10 protein-coding genes and 1 rRNA gene are annotated in these 17,032 nt (G+C 71.0%); 5 read left to right on the forward strand and 6 right to left on the reverse strand.

Annotated elements, in window-relative coordinates; all coding sequences use genetic code 11:
• Window positions 1-61 precede the first annotated feature (61 nt).
• Window positions 62-1,267 (reverse strand): DUF3068 domain-containing protein, encoded by a 1,206-nt coding sequence (locus KBX46_RS32075; RefSeq protein ID WP_210795827.1) that lies wholly within the window; start codon window positions 1,265-1,267, stop codon window positions 62-64.
• A 112-nt stretch (window positions 1,268-1,379) separates the two neighbouring features.
• Here KBX46_RS32075 and KBX46_RS32080 point away from each other — a divergent pair, with 112 nt between their 5' ends.
• Together KBX46_RS32080 and KBX46_RS32085 are read left to right on the forward strand one after the other, a co-directional pair.
• Window positions 1,380-2,645 (forward strand): acyltransferase, encoded by a 1,266-nt coding sequence (locus tag KBX46_RS32080; RefSeq protein ID WP_210795836.1) that lies wholly within the window; start codon window positions 1,380-1,382, stop codon window positions 2,643-2,645.
• A gap of 116 nt (window positions 2,646-2,761) precedes the next feature.
• Window positions 2,762-3,940 (forward strand): glycosyltransferase family 4 protein, encoded by a 1,179-nt coding sequence (locus KBX46_RS32085; protein ID WP_210795838.1) that lies wholly within the window; start codon window positions 2,762-2,764, stop codon window positions 3,938-3,940.
• On the opposite strand, the gene KBX46_RS32090 is transcribed toward KBX46_RS32085, so the two are convergent.
• From KBX46_RS32090 to KBX46_RS32100, 3 genes are read right to left on the reverse strand one after another with little or no spacing between them, the layout of a single operon-like run.
• On the reverse strand, window positions 3,925-4,119 hold the full coding sequence (locus tag KBX46_RS32090) for a hypothetical protein (RefSeq protein ID WP_030328187.1): 195 nt from the start codon (window positions 4,117-4,119) through the stop codon (window positions 3,925-3,927). The genes KBX46_RS32085 and KBX46_RS32090 overlap by 16 nt on opposite strands.
• A gap of 35 nt (window positions 4,120-4,154) precedes the next feature.
• The gene (locus KBX46_RS32095; RefSeq protein WP_210795829.1) at window positions 4,155-5,864 is read right to left on the reverse strand and encodes a hypothetical protein; all 1,710 of its coding nucleotides are present in this window, start codon (window positions 5,862-5,864) and stop codon (window positions 4,155-4,157) included.
• Window positions 5,865-7,742, reverse strand: a complete 1,878-nt coding sequence (locus tag KBX46_RS32100; RefSeq protein WP_374225049.1) for a hypothetical protein — start codon at window positions 7,740-7,742, stop codon at window positions 5,865-5,867.
• Window positions 7,743-7,909: 167 nt separating this feature from the next.
• Between KBX46_RS32100 and KBX46_RS32105 the strand changes: the two genes are divergently transcribed.
• Together KBX46_RS32105 and KBX46_RS32110 are read left to right on the forward strand one after the other, a co-directional pair.
• Window positions 7,910-12,235, forward strand: a complete 4,326-nt coding sequence (locus KBX46_RS32105) for an alpha-(1->3)-arabinofuranosyltransferase (protein ID WP_210795831.1) — start codon at window positions 7,910-7,912, stop codon at window positions 12,233-12,235.
• Window positions 12,232-13,473 carry a polysaccharide biosynthesis protein gene (locus tag KBX46_RS32110; protein ID WP_210795833.1) on the forward strand — a complete coding sequence of 414 codons (1,242 nt, stop codon included), beginning with the start codon at window positions 12,232-12,234 and terminating at the stop codon, window positions 13,471-13,473. Before KBX46_RS32105 ends, KBX46_RS32110 begins: the two co-directional genes overlap by 4 nt.
• Here KBX46_RS32110 and nudC read toward each other — a convergent pair.
• On the reverse strand, window positions 13,470-14,387 hold the full coding sequence (gene nudC, locus KBX46_RS32115; protein ID WP_308159761.1) for an NAD(+) diphosphatase: 918 nt from the start codon (window positions 14,385-14,387) through the stop codon (window positions 13,470-13,472). The genes KBX46_RS32110 and nudC overlap by 4 nt on opposite strands.
• Window positions 14,388-14,569: 182 nt before the next feature.
• Here nudC and KBX46_RS32120 point away from each other — a divergent pair, with 182 nt between their 5' ends.
• Window positions 14,570-16,390: a VanW family protein gene (locus tag KBX46_RS32120; RefSeq protein WP_088950634.1), complete on the forward strand. Its 1,821-nt coding sequence runs from the start codon at window positions 14,570-14,572 to the stop codon at window positions 16,388-16,390.
• Window positions 16,391-16,911: 521 nt separating this feature from the next.
• Here the strand turns inward: KBX46_RS32120 and rrf are convergent.
• Window positions 16,912-17,028 (reverse strand): 5S ribosomal RNA (gene rrf, locus KBX46_RS32125).
• Between the last annotated feature and the right edge of the window lie 4 nt (window positions 17,029-17,032).

Below are 17,032 nucleotides of genomic sequence, written 5' to 3' on the forward strand. Positions count from 1 at the left end.
CCCCGGTGTGGGGTGCGCCCCGGCCCCCCCCACCCCTCAGTCGTGCTTCCTGTCGTACCCGTTAGCGCTGCTCCACCTCGCCGTGCGCCGGGCGCTGGGCCGGCACCGTCGGGTCCTCGGACTTCCAGTTCGTCGACGCCGGCGGGATCTCGTCGGTCAGTGGACCGCCTGCGGGCTCGGTCCTGGGCTGCTCGGCGGTCTCCTCGTCGCGCACCGGTTCCTGGTCCACCCGGGTCTGAGTCGGGTCGGCACCGGGTGCCACAGCCGGGTCGGCGCGGTGCCGAGCAGCACCGTCGTTGGTCCGCGTCACCAGCCACACGCCGACGACCAGGGCGATCAGACCAAGGACACCGGCGGCGATCGGGCCCCAGAAACTGATCAGGCCGATCTTGAAGCGGTTGTCCTTGACCGTCTCGACACTGCGGCTGACCGTGTCGTCGTTGTAGTTGAAGTCCGCGTCGAGCAGCACCGTGGCGGCGCCGGTGTCTGGGCGCAGCTCCTTGTTCTGCTGTTCCCGGACGTTCACGTAGGAGCCCGTCACCGGGTCGATCCAGAGCGTACGGGTGTTGCTGTAGACGATCTGGCCGCTGGTGGCGCCGGGGGCGAACCGGCCCAGAAGCGGCTTGAGGCTCGCCTCCGGGGTGTTCAGCACCTCGTTCTCGATCCGCTGCTCGAAGCGGTACGCCTCGATGCCCTTGATCTTTTCCGTGCCGATGAACTTCGCCGGGACGGCCCGCTTCAGGTCACGGTCGAAAACCTGGTAGTCCCGCTTGCCGGCGCCGAACGGGAACTTGTAGATCTGGCCGGAGTAGTTCACGTTCCCGACCGGAGTCTGCTCCGCGCCGCTCTCGTTGAGCCACTGCTCCTTCCACGGGGCGGCCGCACCGGAGATCCGGTAGAGGGCCAACTCGGTGCTGTACTGGCTGACCACGTCCGGGGTGTCGGCACGCCTGACCGTCTGGTAGACGTCCCAGATCACCGCGTCGCCCTTGAGTTCCTTGGGTAGCCGGTCCTTCGTGTCGTCCGGCTGAGGAATGACCTCGACGCTGGAGACGAGGTCACCTTGCAGGACCTCGATGCTCACCGACTCGCCGACGCGAGTGAGCTTCAGGAACTTGGCGTTCTTTGCCTCCGCGACGGACGTCGTTGGTTCAAGATCATAAGGGAGCTTGGTCACGGAGGGGGCCACATAGAACGGCAGCCCAGCCGCGAAGACCAGCAACAAAACACCGAGCCCGAATAGCGCGGCGCCCACGCGAAGCTTCACTCATCCTCCTGTAACCTGCCGCCCTACGACCTGTTGTCCGGGGCACCCGATCCTTAACATGGCGGGAGGTTACTCCCCGGTCACCTTCGAAAGCGACCCCCTGGATGTCCAGATGTCCACAGCCGCCGCGCCAATAGTTCCGCAGACTTCGGTAACCGATCGACTCCCCGCCCTCGATGCGCTGCGAGCAATCGGCGCCGTGGCGGTCGTCGGTCACCACGTCGGGTTCCAGACCGCCGCCACCATGAACACCACGTGGGGCGGCTGGCTGGCCCGGCTCGACGTCGGCGTTGCCATCTTCTTCGTGCTCTCCGGATTCCTGCTGTTCCGACCGTGGGCCCTGAACGCCGCGACGGGACAGGCCCGACCGCGCGCCGGACGGTACCTCTGGCGGCGGGCCCTACGAATCCTGCCGGCCTACTGGCTGGCCGTGCTGGTCTGCCTGTTCGTCCTGCCGCAGAATCGGCCGGCGTCCGCCGGTGACTGGATTCGCCACCTCACCTTCACCCAGATCTACGGGCCTGGCCAGTTGCGCTCCGGGCTCACCCAGACCTGGAGTCTCGCCACCGAAGTCGCGTTCTACCTGATCCTGCCGCTGGTCGCCGTGCTCGCTGTTGGTCGGTCATGGCGTCCCGTCCGAACCGTCGTGATCGTCTGCGGGGGTTTGTTGGTGACCGCGGGATGGCTCGCCCTGATGGGGATCGGCTGGCTCGACAACGGCCTGCACACCATGTGGCTCCCCTCGTACGCGGCCTGGTTCGGCGCAGGGATGGCCATGGCGGCGGCGCACGTCGCCCTGCGCACCGGGACCGCGCCCGCCGCATTCCGCGTACTGGATGACCTCGCCTCCGCACCGATTGCCTGCTGGGCAGCGGCGGTCGGGCTGATGGCGATCGCGACGACGCCCATCGCCGGGCCCCGCGACCTCGCCGGTCCGACAGCCGCCGAGTTCGCGGTCAAGCTGGCCCTGTACCTCGCGATCGCGTCGCTGATCCTGATCCCGGTGGCCTTCGGCGGGCCAACGCGGGTGAAGGAGGCCTTCGGTGCCCAGTCCGCCCGGTGGCTCGGCACCGTCTCGTACGGACTGTTCCTGTGGCACCCGCTGGTCATCGAACTCATCTACCTGATCGCCGACCGACCGCTCTTCACCGGCGGGCTGTTCAACATCTTCGTACTCACGATGGTCTTCGGCCTGGTGTACGCCGCCGTCAGCTACTACGGCGTCGAGCGGCCCCTGCAGGTCCTCGGATCGCAGCGTCGGAACCGACGGGCCGGGCGCGGGCAGGCATCCGATACGCCCGCCGTCGATGTGGCCGCACCGGCCCGCACGGCGCCGACAGTCCCGGCGGGTACGCCGACGCCCACGGTCGGCGCGTAGCGCAGCCGATCAGCGCTGCCCCAGCTGGGCATTGCCGGGCCGGCACCCCAGCCCCTAGTGTGACGCGCGTCCCTAAATTACTTGAGAGTAGGGTTCGCGTGGAGCGTCGCTTCGGCATGCCCGGACACGTGCTGTTCCTCAACTGGCGAGACACCCGTAACCCCGAGGGCGGCGGTTCCGAGGTGTACGTGGAACGGATCGCCGCCGAGCTGGTGGCGCGGGGTTTCCGCGCCACCCTCTTCTGCGCCGCCCACAGCGAGGCACCCGGCGACGAGATCAACGAGGCGGGCGTCCGGCTGGTGCGGCGCGGCGGCAGACACACCGTCTACCTCTGGGCGGCGCTCAGCTACCTGGCCGGCGCGCTGGGCGTGGGCCCGCTGTCAAGCCGTCGGGGCGGCCGGCCCGACATCCTGGTCGACGTCTGCAACGGATTGCCGTTCCTCTCCCCGCTGTGGGCACGGCGGCCGGTGGTCAAGCTGATCCACCACGTGCATCGCGAGCAGTGGCCGGTGGTCCTTCCGCAGTGGGCCGCCCGGTTCGGCTGGTGGGTCGAGTCGTCGCTCGCCGTACGCGTCTACCGGCGGTGCCGGTACGTCACCGTCTCCGAGGCCACCCGCCGAGAGTTGGCGGTGCTGGGCGTACCGCCGGAGCAGGTCGCCGTGGTGCACAACGGCACGCCGGCGCTGCCCCGCACCGACGCCGAGCGGGCGCCGTTCCCGCTTCTGGTGACGCTGAATCGGCTGGTGCCACACAAGCGGGTCGAGGTGGCGTTGCGGGCGGTCGCGGCCCTCGCCGACGAGCTGCCCCAGCTGCGGCTGGTCGTCGCCGGCCAGGGCTGGTGGGAGTCGCACCTGCGCGAGCTTGCCGCGGAGCTGGACATCACCGAGCGGGTGGATTTCCGGGGCTTCGTGACGGAGGAGGAGAAAGCGGCTCTGCTCGCCTCCGCCTGGGTTGCCCTGACCCCGTCACTGAAGGAGGGCTGGGGTCTGACGATTGTCGAGGCGGGTTCCGCGGGCACGCCAACGGTCGCGTTCCGGGAAGCGGGTGGAGTCGCCGAAGCTATCGTCGACGGGCGCACCGGCCTGCTGGCCGACGACATCGACGATTATCTGGCGAAGGTGCGCACGCTTCTGCACGAGGACGAAATGCGGCGAGAGATGGGGGCGCAGGCCCGGAAGCACGCGGCGAGCTTCACCTGGCAGGCCGCGGGTGGGCACTTCGCGGACCTGCTCAACGGTGTGGAGTCGCCCCGCCCAGTGCAGCAGCGGGGCGAGCCGTCCTACCTGTCGCCGTAGACCTCGGGGGCGTACGGGTCCTTCTTTCCGGCACGCTTGGCCGCTTCCGAAACACTCTTGGCCTCGTTGGCCGCCTCTTTGTCGGTGGCGGTCGCGGCGGCCGAGAGCCCGCCGAGGGCCAGGATCCCCAGCAACGCCGCCACCATGCCGGAGACGACCAGGGTCAGAGCTCTACGCATGCCAATCCTCCAATGGCGAGACGTGCGAGCGGACGTTACCACGCGGTAGGGCGCCGGTGTAGTGCCGAAATGGCAGCAGCCATAACCACCAGAAGGGCAGCGACGAGCGCCATCACGACTGCCCACGCGCCATGTCCAGGGGGGTCCGATTCGGGATGAACAGCGGGATTTCGGTAGAGAGTGAGAAACGGTCCCTCGTGGACGGTTTCGAGATCACGAAGGGTCGCCGGGTCGACCTCGCTGGGCCCTTGGTGGTGCACCACCACCCAGCGCACGCCGGTGGCCGAGACGGGCCGCCCCTCGGCCAACACCCGGCGCACCTCGCGGATCCGTGGATTCTCCCCGGCCACCGCGACATCGCCGACCCGGAGTGTGTCGTCGGTCAGCACCGTCCCCGGCAGATAGCGCGGCAACGGATCCAGGACGACACGTCCCGGGTTCCACGGGAAGGCCCGGTAGGCGGACAGCGGCAGCGCCAGGATCTCCCCCGGCTCGCCGGCCACCCGCTCGGCGACCGCCTGCCAGTCCGCCGGATAGCTCACTGGACGAAGCCGGCCGGCACCGCCGTAGGCGAGGTCCGGCATGACGGCCACCGGCAGGAGCAGCAGGCCGACCAGAACCACCCCCGCCACCTCCCGGTCGATCCTGGCCACCAGCCGCTCGGCGCCCAACGCGGCACACACCACCAGCAGCAGGGCGTACGGGGCCAGGAACTTCTGGCCGTCTCGAAGCAGCCCCGCGCCCGGCAGGTGCACCACCGCCCAACGCAGCGCGGCGGCCCCGCCGGGGAGCACCCCGAGGGCAGCGAGGAGGAAGGCGATCCCGGCGAGCACCGCCAGCCGCACCGCCGTACCCGGGGACAGCCGGCGCCGCAGCAGGCCGGCACCGACACCGGCCAGGATCAGCAGGATCAGGGTCGCCAGCGGCACCAGCGGTGCCGCGCGACTGGAGGGAGTCGCCTGTGCGCTCCAGACGCCACCCGTACCCGCGAGCGCCACCAGCGGGCCAGCCCAGTTCTCCGAACGCGCCGCGAACGCCGCCACCCCCGCCGAATCGGATGACCCGCCAGCACCGGTGACCAGGGCGGCGGTCACCCAGGGGGCGTTGAGTAACGCGACGCCGCCCACCACGAGCGCCGACCGGCGAAGGCGCGTCCGGTCCGACACCAGCAGGATCACCGTGCCCAACGCGATCAACCCGCCGGTCGGGGTGATCGCGGCGGGAGCGGCGGCAAGAACCACCCGAGCGAGCGCGCCATCACGACCCGCCCGCAGGTCCAGCGCCGCCCGGACCAACCAGGGCAGCGCGGCGTACGCGAGCAGCAGCCCCCACTGTCCGATCAGCAGCCGCTCGGCAAGGTAGGGCGTCCACGCGTACGCCACCGCGGCGAGCAACCGGACCGCGAGCCGTTCGGTCGGCACCAGACGGCCGGCGCCGACCGCGGCCAGGAGAACCGCCCCACCGAGCGCCACCCGCTGCACCGCCCAGCCCGGCACGAGCTGGGTGACCAGGGACATCACTGCGTCCATCGGCACCGCCCGGGGCAGAGTCTGCGCCGGGGCGACGAGATCCCAACTCAGCGGCTGCCGGGGTACGAACACCATGTCGTACAGCAGCGCGTAGCCGGGTGCCGCAAGCGGGGCCAGCACCAGCACCGTGACGGCCACCGCAACGGCGTACAGCGGCAGCGTGTCGCGCACCCACCGCGCCGGCGGGGCGCCGACGCCGGTGGTCTGCTCAACCATTCACGGTGCCGGCACCGCCCGGCCGACGGTGATCAGTTGGGTGCACACCCTGACCTCCGAGGTGCTCACGGTGACCTCGACGGCGTCCCCAGCCCCCTCCAGCAGGAAGAACACATCGTTCAGCCCGCGTTTCAGGGTGATTACCCGGACGGCGTCCCCGAGACGGAAGATTGCCGTCGAGTCGCCCGAACTGACGTAGCCGAAATGGACCGCGTACGGCCACTCCTCCAGGTACCCGTCCAACGGGATTCGGGCGGGCCGACCACCCTCCGCCAGGTGCCCGCAGCCGGGCACCGTCCCCGGCACGATCTTCCGCCCCTGCACCACGACCGGACGGATCCGGCCGAAGTCGTCGAACATGAACGGTTTCTCGGCCTCCGCCACGAAGGTGGGCCGACGCTCGGCCGGGCGGAAGAAGTGCGACTGGAGATTGTCCGGCCAGAAGTAGCCGGCGATGACGCGGTCCGGGACGGTGGTTTCCAGGAAGACGGTGCCCGGCGCAGCGGCGGCAAGCTCGATCTGCGTCGTCGCGAGGTAATCCCGTCCGTACTTGGTGCTCCAGTTGTCCCCGAAACGGGCCGTGCTCCACAGAGTGCCCACCCCGATGGTGGCCAGGACGACAATTATCGAGACCAGGCCGACCGCGAAGGCACCCGGCTCCCGCAGAACGGTCGGCACCGGCCACGCGGACACGTCGTCCTCATCGGCGTCCTTCGTCCCCAACAGGGCCGCGCCGACACAGATCGCGGCGACCAGCACCACGTCGGCGACGTACCGGGGGATGATTCCCACCAACGTGCCGAGCGGCCCACCGAGGCGGGTCACGGCGAAGAGCGCGGCGACCAGCCCGAGGTAGCACGCGAGCAGCAGCCAGGCCCGCCGGGCCGACGGGCGCCGCCGCGCGGTGACCACGATGAGAGCCCCCAGCACCGCCCAGGACAGCCACTTGGCGATGTCGTACGGGTTCACGGCCGGAGGACCGTCACCGGCGTACGCCCAACGCCAGGGGCCTCCGAGCAGACCCGGAACGACGGTTTCGCCGACCAGGTCACCGAGGAATTTGAGGATCTGACCGACGGATGTGGGTTCGTCCAGCTCGCGGGCGGGACGGGTCAGATAGAACGCCAGGTACGCCCCCGACAGCGCACCGAGCGCCAACCACGCCGGCCAGTGTCGGCGGACCGTCGTCACCAGGCTGCGCCAGGCGCCACCCGACGTGAAGAGAAAGACGGTCAGCAGGAACAGCAGCGGCACGATCAGCAGGGACTTGGTGTCGAAGAGCAGGCCGAACACCACCCACAGGACGACCGCCACGAGGTGCCGCAGCCGACCGGTCCGCACGTACCAGACCTGGGCCGTCGCCGCCATGACCAGGGCCAACTGCATCGGCAGCACGAGCAGCCCGACCAGCCACAGCGAGGAGACCTCAAGCGTCAGCGGGCTGAACACGAACAGGCACAGCGGGATGAGCAGCCCCCAGCCTGGCCGGAGCAGATGGCGCAGCAACCGGTAGACGGCGAACCCGGTCGCCGCCTGGCCGACCGCCAGCAGAAGCACCCAGGGCCAGGTGACAAAGCCCGCCACCCGCACCATCGCCCACGCCACCAGCAGGCCGCCGGGCATGAGGTGGTTGTTGAAGGTACGCAGGAGGTAGTCCGCGTCCAGCCGGGTGTCGAGGACCTGGGCAGCGATGACGAACTCGTCCTGCGAGAACCAGCCACGGGTGGCGAGGCCGGCGCGCCAGGCTACGGACACGACGATGAGGGCGAACGCTACCGCGCGGACACGGTCGGCACGGAACCATCGCCCGATCGGCCCCGGCCGGTCGCCCTCGGACGCGACGCCTTCCGGATGCGTCTCGACCTCAGCTTCTGGCATTGACATGGTCGGCAGCCTGCCACACGCTTACACGCCGTGGGGGTGGCCGTTCTCCCGATAACGCCACCGCAGCACCCCTGGTGGCCCGTCCGTGCCCGGTCCGGATAACGTCGCGCGACGGTCGTCGGTTGCAGGTGCGCGTCCGGCTGGCGGAGACAGGAGCCGAAATGCGTGCAGAGGTGACCAATGATGCCGCTCCGGGGTCCAGCCGTGCCCGGCACACGGCCCGACGGTTTCGGCACCTGACCATTTGCATCGCTCTCACCGCCCTCGCCTTTCAGCAGGCCCCTGGTCAGGTCGTCCCCGACACCAAGATTGACCTGAGCGTCAACGCGGCCGGGTGGCTGCTCCGCTCGCTGCACCTCTGGGACCCCACCGGCACGTTCGGTCAGCTGCAGAACCAGGCGTACGGATATCTCTGGCCGATGGGCCCGTTCTTTCTGCTCGGATCGGAACTCGGCCTCGCGCCGTGGGTGGTCCAGCGGCTGTGGTGGGCGCTGATCTTCTGTGTCGCCTACCTGGGAGTGGTAAGGCTGTCGGGCAGGCTGGGCATCGGCACGCCCGCCGGACGCATGATCGCCGGTGTCGCCTTCGCGCTGTCACCCCGCATCCTCACCCAGCTCGGCTGGGGCTCGGTGGAGTCCTGGCCCAGCGCCATCGCCCCCTGGGTGCTGATCCCGCTGGTGGGCCTCGCCCGCGGCACTCCCCTGCGGCGGGCCGTCGCCGGATCGGCCCTCGCCGTCGCCTGCGCCGGTGGAGTCAACGCCACAGCCGTGGCCGCGGTTGTGCCACTCGCCCTGCTCTGGCTCGCCACCCTCCAGCCCTTACGCCGCCGCGTCACCGCCATCGCCGCCTGGTGTGGCGCGGTGGCGCTGGCCACGGCGTGGTGGTTGGTTCCGCTGCTGGTTCTGGGGCGGTACAGCCCGCCCTTCCTGGACTACATCGAGACCGCCCGGAACACGACCAGCGTCACCGACGCGGTGACGACGCTCCGCGGCGCCTCCTACTGGCTCGCCTACGTGGCCTCCCCGTTCGGGCCGAACCTTCCGGCCGGCGCACGACTCGCCAACGAGGCGGTACTGGTCGCCGCGACCCTGGTGGTCGCCACCCTCGGTGTCCTCGGGCTGTCCCGACGCGGGATGCCGCACCGCCGGTTCCTCATCACCGGTCTGGTGCTGGGCGCCGCGCTCGTCGGTCTGGGGCACGTCGGTGACCTGCCGAACCTCCTCGCCGGCCCTCAGCGGGAGTTCCTCGACGGCGTCGGTGCCCCCCTGCGCAACGTGCACAAGTTCGACGTCCTGCTCCGCCTGCCCCTGGCCCTGGGCATGGCGCACCTGATCGGCCTGGCCGTCCGCGCGGCACGCACCGCGCCCGAGCAGCACCGCCCACGAACGGTCGCACGGGCCTGGCTCACGGCCGGCGTGGCCATGGTCGCCGTGACGGCTGTTGCCACGCCCGCGCTCGCCGGCGGTCTCGCCACGCCAGGCGGCGTCAAGGCGGTGCCCGGCTACTGGCATGAGGCCACCGACTGGCTCGACGCGAACACCGGGCGCGGGCGGGTACTCGTCGTACCCGGGGCGCGCTTCCCCTCGTACGACTGGGGCAACACCACCGATGAGATGACCCAGCCGCTGCTGAACAGCCGGTGGGCGGTACGCAACGCCATCCCCTTCACCCCACCGACCACGATCCGGCTGCTGGACGCGATCGAGTCGACACTCGCCACCGGAGCCGGCTCGACCGGGCTGGCCGACCTGCTCGCCCGGTCCGGGATCAGCCACGTGCTGTTCCGCGCCGATCTTGACCACGGCCGCTCCGACACGGCCCGCCCGGCAGTGGTCCGCCAGGCACTGGATCGCTCACCCGGGTTGACCCGCGTCACCTCCTTCGGCCCCCTGCGCGGCGGGCCGTCGTCCCAGGACGAGTTCCGCGACCAAGGGCTCGACGTGCCCGTCCGGGCATTGGAGGTCTACCGGGTCGACCGGCCAGTCGACCCGGTGGTCGCATACGACCGTGACGACGTGAGCACCGTGGTGGGAGGCCCCGAATCGCTCCTCGACCTCGCCGCGGCAGGGCAGCTCGGCGCGGCGCCAACGGTCCTGGCGGGCGACGCGGCGGCTGCCGGCGTTGCCGGCCCGGTCGCGATGACCGACGGGCTGCGCAGGCGGGACGTGTCGTTCGGCCGATCGCGCGACAACGCCTCCCAGACTCTCACCGCCGATGACACCTTCGAGGTGACGGCACCCGCTCACGACTACCTGCCCGAGTGGGGGGCGCAGCAGTTGACCGTCGCCCGTTTCGAGGGCATCAGCGCGATTCGCGCGTCGACCGCCCGTTCGCAGGTGGACTCCCCCGGCGGCGCCCGCCCTGAGCACCAGCCTTACGCGGCGATGGACGGCAAACCCGAAACCTCCTGGCAGTCCGCGCCGTACTCGCCCAGCGACCGCCAGTGGGTCGAGGTGGGCCTCGCCAACCCGACACGGGTCACCCGGGTCGAGGTTTGGTTCGACCTGAAGGCCGACACCCTGCCCACGACGGTGACCGTCACCGCCGGGTACGAGAGCCGCACCGTCGAACAGTTCAGCGATCACATGGTCTTCGAACTGCCCGGCGTCCATGTCACCCGCACGGTTCAGATCTCGATCGACGACACTTACGACCTCCGCCCGCTCGGTAACGGGTCGGTGGGCATCGCCGAGATCAAGATTCCCGGCGTCCAGACGAGCCGGACTCTTGTCCTTCCCGCCGCACCGGCCACCGATCGGCCGGCGACCGTCGTCGTGTCGGCGGCGCCCACCACGCCGGCCTGCTTCTCCGTCGACGGCCATCCTCGCTGCTCCACCGACGCCGTACGCGGTTCTGAGGACGCCTCCACCATCGACCGGGCCCTCACCCTGCCCGCCGCCGGCACGTACGACGCCAAACTGTGGGCGCGGCCGACGGCCGGCCCGGATCTGGACAACGTCCTCGACAAGCTGGTGGCCGACGCACAGCCGCTGCGCCTCACCGCGCAGGTCACCGCCTCCTCAACGGCCGTTGCCGACCCGACCGGTCGGGCCGGCGCGGCGTTCGACGGGGACCCGACCACCAGTTGGTCACCGGCGGTCAGCGACGAGGCACCGATCCTTCGCCTCAAGTGGCTCAAGCCGCAGACCATCACCGGGCTCCGGTTCTCCGTCGACGACGAAACAGCCGCCACCCGCCTCGGAAGTGTGCGGGTGGTCGGCGACGGCGGTTTCCGGAGCAGCCTGCTCGGCGACGACGGGCTCCTTCGCCTGGACCCGCCGATGCGGACCGACGAAATCACCATTCAGTTCCTCGACAAGCCGTCCGCCACCAGCACGGACCCGTACAAGCTGCGGTTGCCGGAGAAGCTGCCCGTCGCGGTCGGCGAGGTGACCGTGCTGCCCGGAGCGCCCATCGTCAGATCGCGCCTCGACGCACCCGTGACACTGGCCTGCGGGTCGGGTCCGACGCTGCAGATCGGCGCGTCCCGGGTGACCACCACGCTCCGCGGCACACTCCGCGACCTGCTCGAACTGCGCGAGATGCCGGTGGCGCCATGCGGGGCCACGCCCCGACAGCTTGACCTGGGCCGCGGGGAGCACCGCCTCGTGACCACACCGAGCAATCTCTCCTCGCCGACTCGGGTCGCCCTGGTGCCGCGGACGTCCACGCCGACCCCGGCGGCGGTCGCCAGCGCCATCGAGGTCGGCTCCTGGGCAGCCACCGAACGACGCGTACGGGTGGCCGGCCACCCCGTCGACCGCGTACTCGCCGTGCGGGAGAACACCAACACGGGCTGGGAGGCGACCATCGGCGGGCGGACGCTGAAGCCGCTGGTGGTGGACGGATGGCAGCAGGGCTGGATTCTTCCCGCCGGCACCTCCGGGGAGGTGGTACTCCGCTTCGCCCCGGACACGACGTACCGAGCGGGCCTTCTGCTCGGCGGCATCCTGCTGGCGGTGGTGGTCCTCCTCGCGGTGCTGCCCGCCCGGCAGCCCACCGCGCGCACCCCGTCGACCGCCGTACCGCGAGGTCGTCGTCGGGTCACCCGATCCCTGCCGCTGCTGGCCGTCGGCGCCGCCGCGCTGGTGCTGTCGAGCGGACTCATCGGCGGCCTGTTGGTCGCGGCTGGGTTCATGCTGGCGGTACCCGGCCCTCGCCGCCTGCCCTGGACAGCCGACCCACGCCGGGCCAGGACGATCAGACGGGCCGTCGAGACGTGGCTCCCCGGCGCGCTCGTCCTGCTCGCCGGGTGGGCCTACCTCGAGTCGACGCAACGGAACACCAACGCCCTGCTGCAACTCGCGATCGTCGTCGCCCTGGGCGCTCTCTGGCTTTCCACCGCCGCCCGGCGACGACCCGTACGCCGGGCCACGCCGACTCCGGCGGCCCCAGCCGTTCCGGCGCAACCGGATCCGGCGGTCGCGGAGGCACCGATGCCGAACACGACCGACGGGCACCACCCCGCCCTGTCCGACATCACGTGAGCGCCCGGCGACCCGGCCGTCCGGAGGAGACCGCGGAGCCGGAGCCGACCGGCGGACGGGCCAACGGACTGGGCGCGGCGGGAGTCGGTGTCACCCTGGCCGGCGTCCTCGTCAACGGCCTGGCCTACCTGGTCCCGGTGTTGGCCGCCCGGCGGCTCGACCCGGCCGACCTCAGCGCACTCGCAACCGCCCTCGGCCTGGTGGCCATCGTCAGCGTGCCAGGGCTCGGTCTGCAACTGGCCGTCGCCGTGCACCACGCCCGGCACGGAACCTCCGACACCCGGCGGCTCACCGCAGTCACGGCCGCCGTGTGCGCCGGGAGCCTCATCGTGGCGACGCCACTGCTGGTCGCCGCTCTTGACCTCCCGGTCGAGGTCCCCGCACTGCTGGCGGTCACCACCGCGGCGATCGTGCTCTCCGCCCGCTCCCTGGGGGAGTTGCAGGGCAGTCAGCGCTTCCTGCGACTCGCCACCGGGATGGCCCTGCTCGCCGTGGGCCGCTACGGCGGCGTGATCGCCGGGCTGTTGCTCGGCGCGGGCCTGACCGGAGCGCTGGCAGTCGGCGCGCTGACCGCGGCGCTCGCCCCGGCGGTGCTGGCCCGACTCGCCCGCGCACCCGGACGACCGTCCACCGCACCACGGCTGACCACCGCTCAGGTGGTCGCCGGCTGCGGTGCGACCCTGGCGATGCTCGTCGTCTCCTACGCCGATCTGCTCCTGGCCCGGCAACTACTTCCCCCGTCGGGGTCCGCGGCGTACTCGGTCGGCACGGTCCTGAGCAAGGGCGCGCTCTGGGCACCCCAGGTTGCCGCCGTCCTCGCCCTGCCGCGTCTCGCCCGCGGTGATCGCCGCAGCCGCACGGTGGCGCTCACGGTGACGGGTACCTGCGGCCTGGTGCTGGTGCTCGCGTCGATCCTCGCCGGAGGGCTGGCCTTCCGCCTCGCCGGTGGACCCGTCTACGCCCACCTCGGCCGGTACGCACCGTTCTTCGCTGCGATCGGCGCGCTCTACGCGGTGGTGTTCGTGTTACTCAACGACCGCCTCGCAGCCGGTGTGCGGTGGGCCGCGGCACCGCTGTGGGTGGGCACGGCCGGCCTGGTGACCGTCGCGGCGACGATACGGCCACGCACCGTCGCCGATCTCCTCCTCGCGGCTCTGGGCACCGCCATCGTCACCACTCTGATCATGGCGGTGACCGCCCGTCGACCAACCGGAGCACCAGCGATCGGGCCGGGCTAGCTCTCCACGAGCCAGTCACTCAGAAGGCGGTGGTCGATGGCGTCCAACCGACCGAGGCTCCGGCCGGAGGCCATCCGGTCCCGCAGCTCAGCCCTGGTGAACCAACGCGCCTCCAGCAACTCCTCGCCGTCGACGCGTACCTCCTCGGACGTGGCGGTGGCCCGGAAGCCCACCATCAGGCCGGCGGGGAACGGCCACGCCTGCGACCCCTGGTAGGTCACGTCGGTGACGGTCACGCCCGCCTCCTCGGCCATCTCCCGACGGACCGCGTCCTCCAGGCTCTCGCCGACCTCGACGAACCCGGCCAGCGTCGAGTACGCGTCCTCCGGCGCACCCGCGTGCCTGGCCAGCAGGCACCGCCCCGGTGGGCCGGGCGCCTCGATCAACACGATGATCGCCGGTTCAATCCGGGGAAACAGGATCCGCCCGCACTCACCGCCGGTGCAGGTCCGCAGGTGCCCGGCGCCACCGGCGACGGCCGCCGCACCGCACGTCCCGCAGTACCGCTGCTGCCGGTGCCAGTGCAGCAACCCCCTGCCGTACGCCTGGACGGCCGCGTCGCCTGGTTTCAGGCGCCCGACCAGTGCCCGTACGTCGACGGACCGCGTCGCACCGGCCATCTCAACGGCAGCCCGCTCGGGAAGCCCGGACAGGTCAGCGGCGAACACGGCCACGTCCCCGTCGAGCCCCAGGAAGGCGGTCTCACCAGCGGCGGACCGGACGAGCGACGCGCGCTCGGCGGTGAGCCGGACCGGCCCGTCCCCGTCGACGAGACAGCGGTCCCGCCACATGGGCAGCACCACCGTGGTCGGCTCGGTGAGCAGCGCAGTCATCCGGGCCGGATCGGTGCGCAACGGGCCCGCCCGGTCCAGCCAGCCGCCCCCGTACGCCAACACCCGTTCCGCTGTGTCCACCCGGCCACCGTGCCACGTCTGCGGTTCGCCACCGGCAGCGCCCCCGGGGCCAGCACGACACGCCGGGAGACACGCGGTAGCTGGGCCTGGTGGGCGTAGCCGCCAAGGACGGCCGCGCATTCGTTACCGTAGGTGCCTCCGGGAGGGGAAACTCCCGCGGCACCCTGGCGATCGAGGTTGCAGTGACGCTGTACGGCGAAAAGAGTCCACCCGCCGACGACCGGCCCACCGTGCAGGTCACCGCGGTCACCTGGCCGGACGACGGACCGGCCGCCGGGCCGGCGCCCGTCCCCGGCGAGCCGGAGGGCGGCCCGCGCCGCCCCGGCCGGATGCGGATGCTGCTCGCCGCCGGCGTCACCGGTGGTGTGTTCGCCGCTGTCGCGGGTGCCGGCGCCTGGGCGTACGCCGGGGACGTTCCCCGCGGCACCAGCGTGCTCGGCACCGAGCTGGGCGGCCGGAGCCGCGCGGACGCCGACCGGGAGTTGCGGGCGGAGCTGGAGCGGCGGGCCGCAGCGCTCGCCAAACCGCTGACGGTCACCGTCGACGGACGCACCGCCGAGATCAACCCGGCCGACGTGGGGCTCGCCGTCGACGTGCCGGCGACCGTCGCGGCAGCGGCCGAGGCCGACGCGCACCCGGTCAGCCGGCTGGTCGGCTCCCGCACTGTCGAGCCGGTGGTCACCGTCGACGCGGGCCGGCTGGACGACGCGCTCCGCAAGGTGCTCGGCGACCAGGCCCAGGGCATGACGATGCCGGCGATCAGCTACCAGGGCACCACGCCGAAGGTGGTGCAGCCCAAACCGGGGTTGGCCCTGGATCCGCAGCGGTCCGCCGAGGTGGTCCGCGCCGCCTGGCTGGCCGGAAACCCGGTCACCGTCCCCCTGGTGGAGAGCCACCCGGCGACCACGCCGGAGGAGCTGGACAAGCTGGTCACCGAGCTGGCGAAGCCGGCGGTCGCCGCGCCGGTCACCCTGCGCACCGACAAGGGGTCGGTGAAGGTCCCGCCCGCCGCCATCGCGAAGAGCCTGCGGTTCACCGCCGACAAGGCCGGCAAGCTGACGCCGTCGGTGGACGTCAAGCGGCTGCGCGCGGCGCTCGGCGATGACCTGAACGCCATCGAGGTGCCGGCGAAGGACGCCACAGTGACCATCGCGGGTGGCCGTCCCACCATCACCGAAGGGCGTTCCGGCCAGCAGCTGGACACGGCGACCCTGGGCACCGAACTGCTGGCGGTGCTGCCGAAGTCGGAGGGTCGTGAGGTAACCGGCGAGTTGAAGCCGACGCCACCGGAGCTGACCGCGGAGAAGCTGACCAGCCTGGGCATCAAGGAACGGGTGTCCACCTTCACCACCCGATTCACCGGTGGTCTGGCCTCGTCGCGTAGCCAGAACATCGCCACCATCGCCAAGGACGTGGACGGCACGGTCGTCCTACCCGGAAAGACGTTCTCCCTGAACGGCCACACCGGCGAACGCGGTTACGCACAGGGCTATCGGGACGCCCCGGTCATCCTGAACGGCAAACTGGTGCCGGGCGTCGGCGGCGGCACCTCACAGTTCACCACCACGCTGTTCAACGCGACCTACTACGCCGGGTTGGAGGACGTCGAGCACAAGCCGCACTCGTACTGGTTCGACAGGTACCCGGCGGTCATCGAGTCGACGATCTTCTGGCCGGACCTGGACTTCAAGTTCCGCAACAACACCGAGCACGGCGTTCTGATCGACACCTCGTACACGTCGAGCACGATCACGGTGTCGATCTGGAGCACGAAGATCTACGACAGCGTGAAGACGGAGTACGGGCCGCGTCGCAACATCACCACGCCGAAGCTGATCCACTTGGAGCCCGGCCCCTCGTGCATCGCGACCAACGGCATCAACGGCTTCACCCAGGACGCCTTCCGGGTCATCAAGAAGGGTGGCGCGGTGGTCAAGCGGGAGAAGTTCACCTGGCGCTACGACGCGGAGCCCCGCTACGTCTGCGGGCCGAAGCCCTCCTGAGGTCTCACCCGCTCTGAGGTATCGCCGGGACTGACGTCTCACCCGCGCTGAGGGTCTCACCCGCGCTGAGGGTCTCACCCGCTGAGGTCTCACCCGCGCTGAGGGTCTCACCCGCTGAGGTCTCGCCCGCGCTGAGGTCTTACTCGCCGGTGTCACGGCCCTAGCCGTGGCGCCGGCCACCATGCGGCGGCATCGGCACCACCCGTGCGTCCTGCACCCGGATCTCGGCACGGAACCGATCCGCGGCGGGATGCCACATCTCCTCGAACGGGGCCATGACCTCACCACCGATACCGCGCCGCCGCACCCGGGAAGCCAGCCACCACAGGACCCTCAGGGTCGCTGCCACGCTGCGAGGACGTTGATCGACTCGGGAACACCGAAACCGCGGTATCCGGGGCGGCCTGATACCCCGGTTTTACGGAAACCAAGTCGATCAACGTCCTCGAGACCACGCAAAAACATGTGAGGGAAACGCAGAAAGGGCCACCCGATAACGGGTGACCCTTTCTGGAAAGATTGTCCGGCGGCGTCCTACTCTCCCACACCCTCACGAGTGCAGTACCATCGGCGCTGGAGGGCTTAGCTTCCGGGTTCGGAATGTAACCGGGCGTTTCCCCTCCGCCATGACCGCCGTAACTC

It is taken from the genome of Micromonospora sp. C81 (assembly GCF_018070425.1).
Taxonomy (GTDB): Bacteria; Actinomycetota; Actinomycetes; order Mycobacteriales; family Micromonosporaceae; genus Micromonospora; species Micromonospora zamorensis.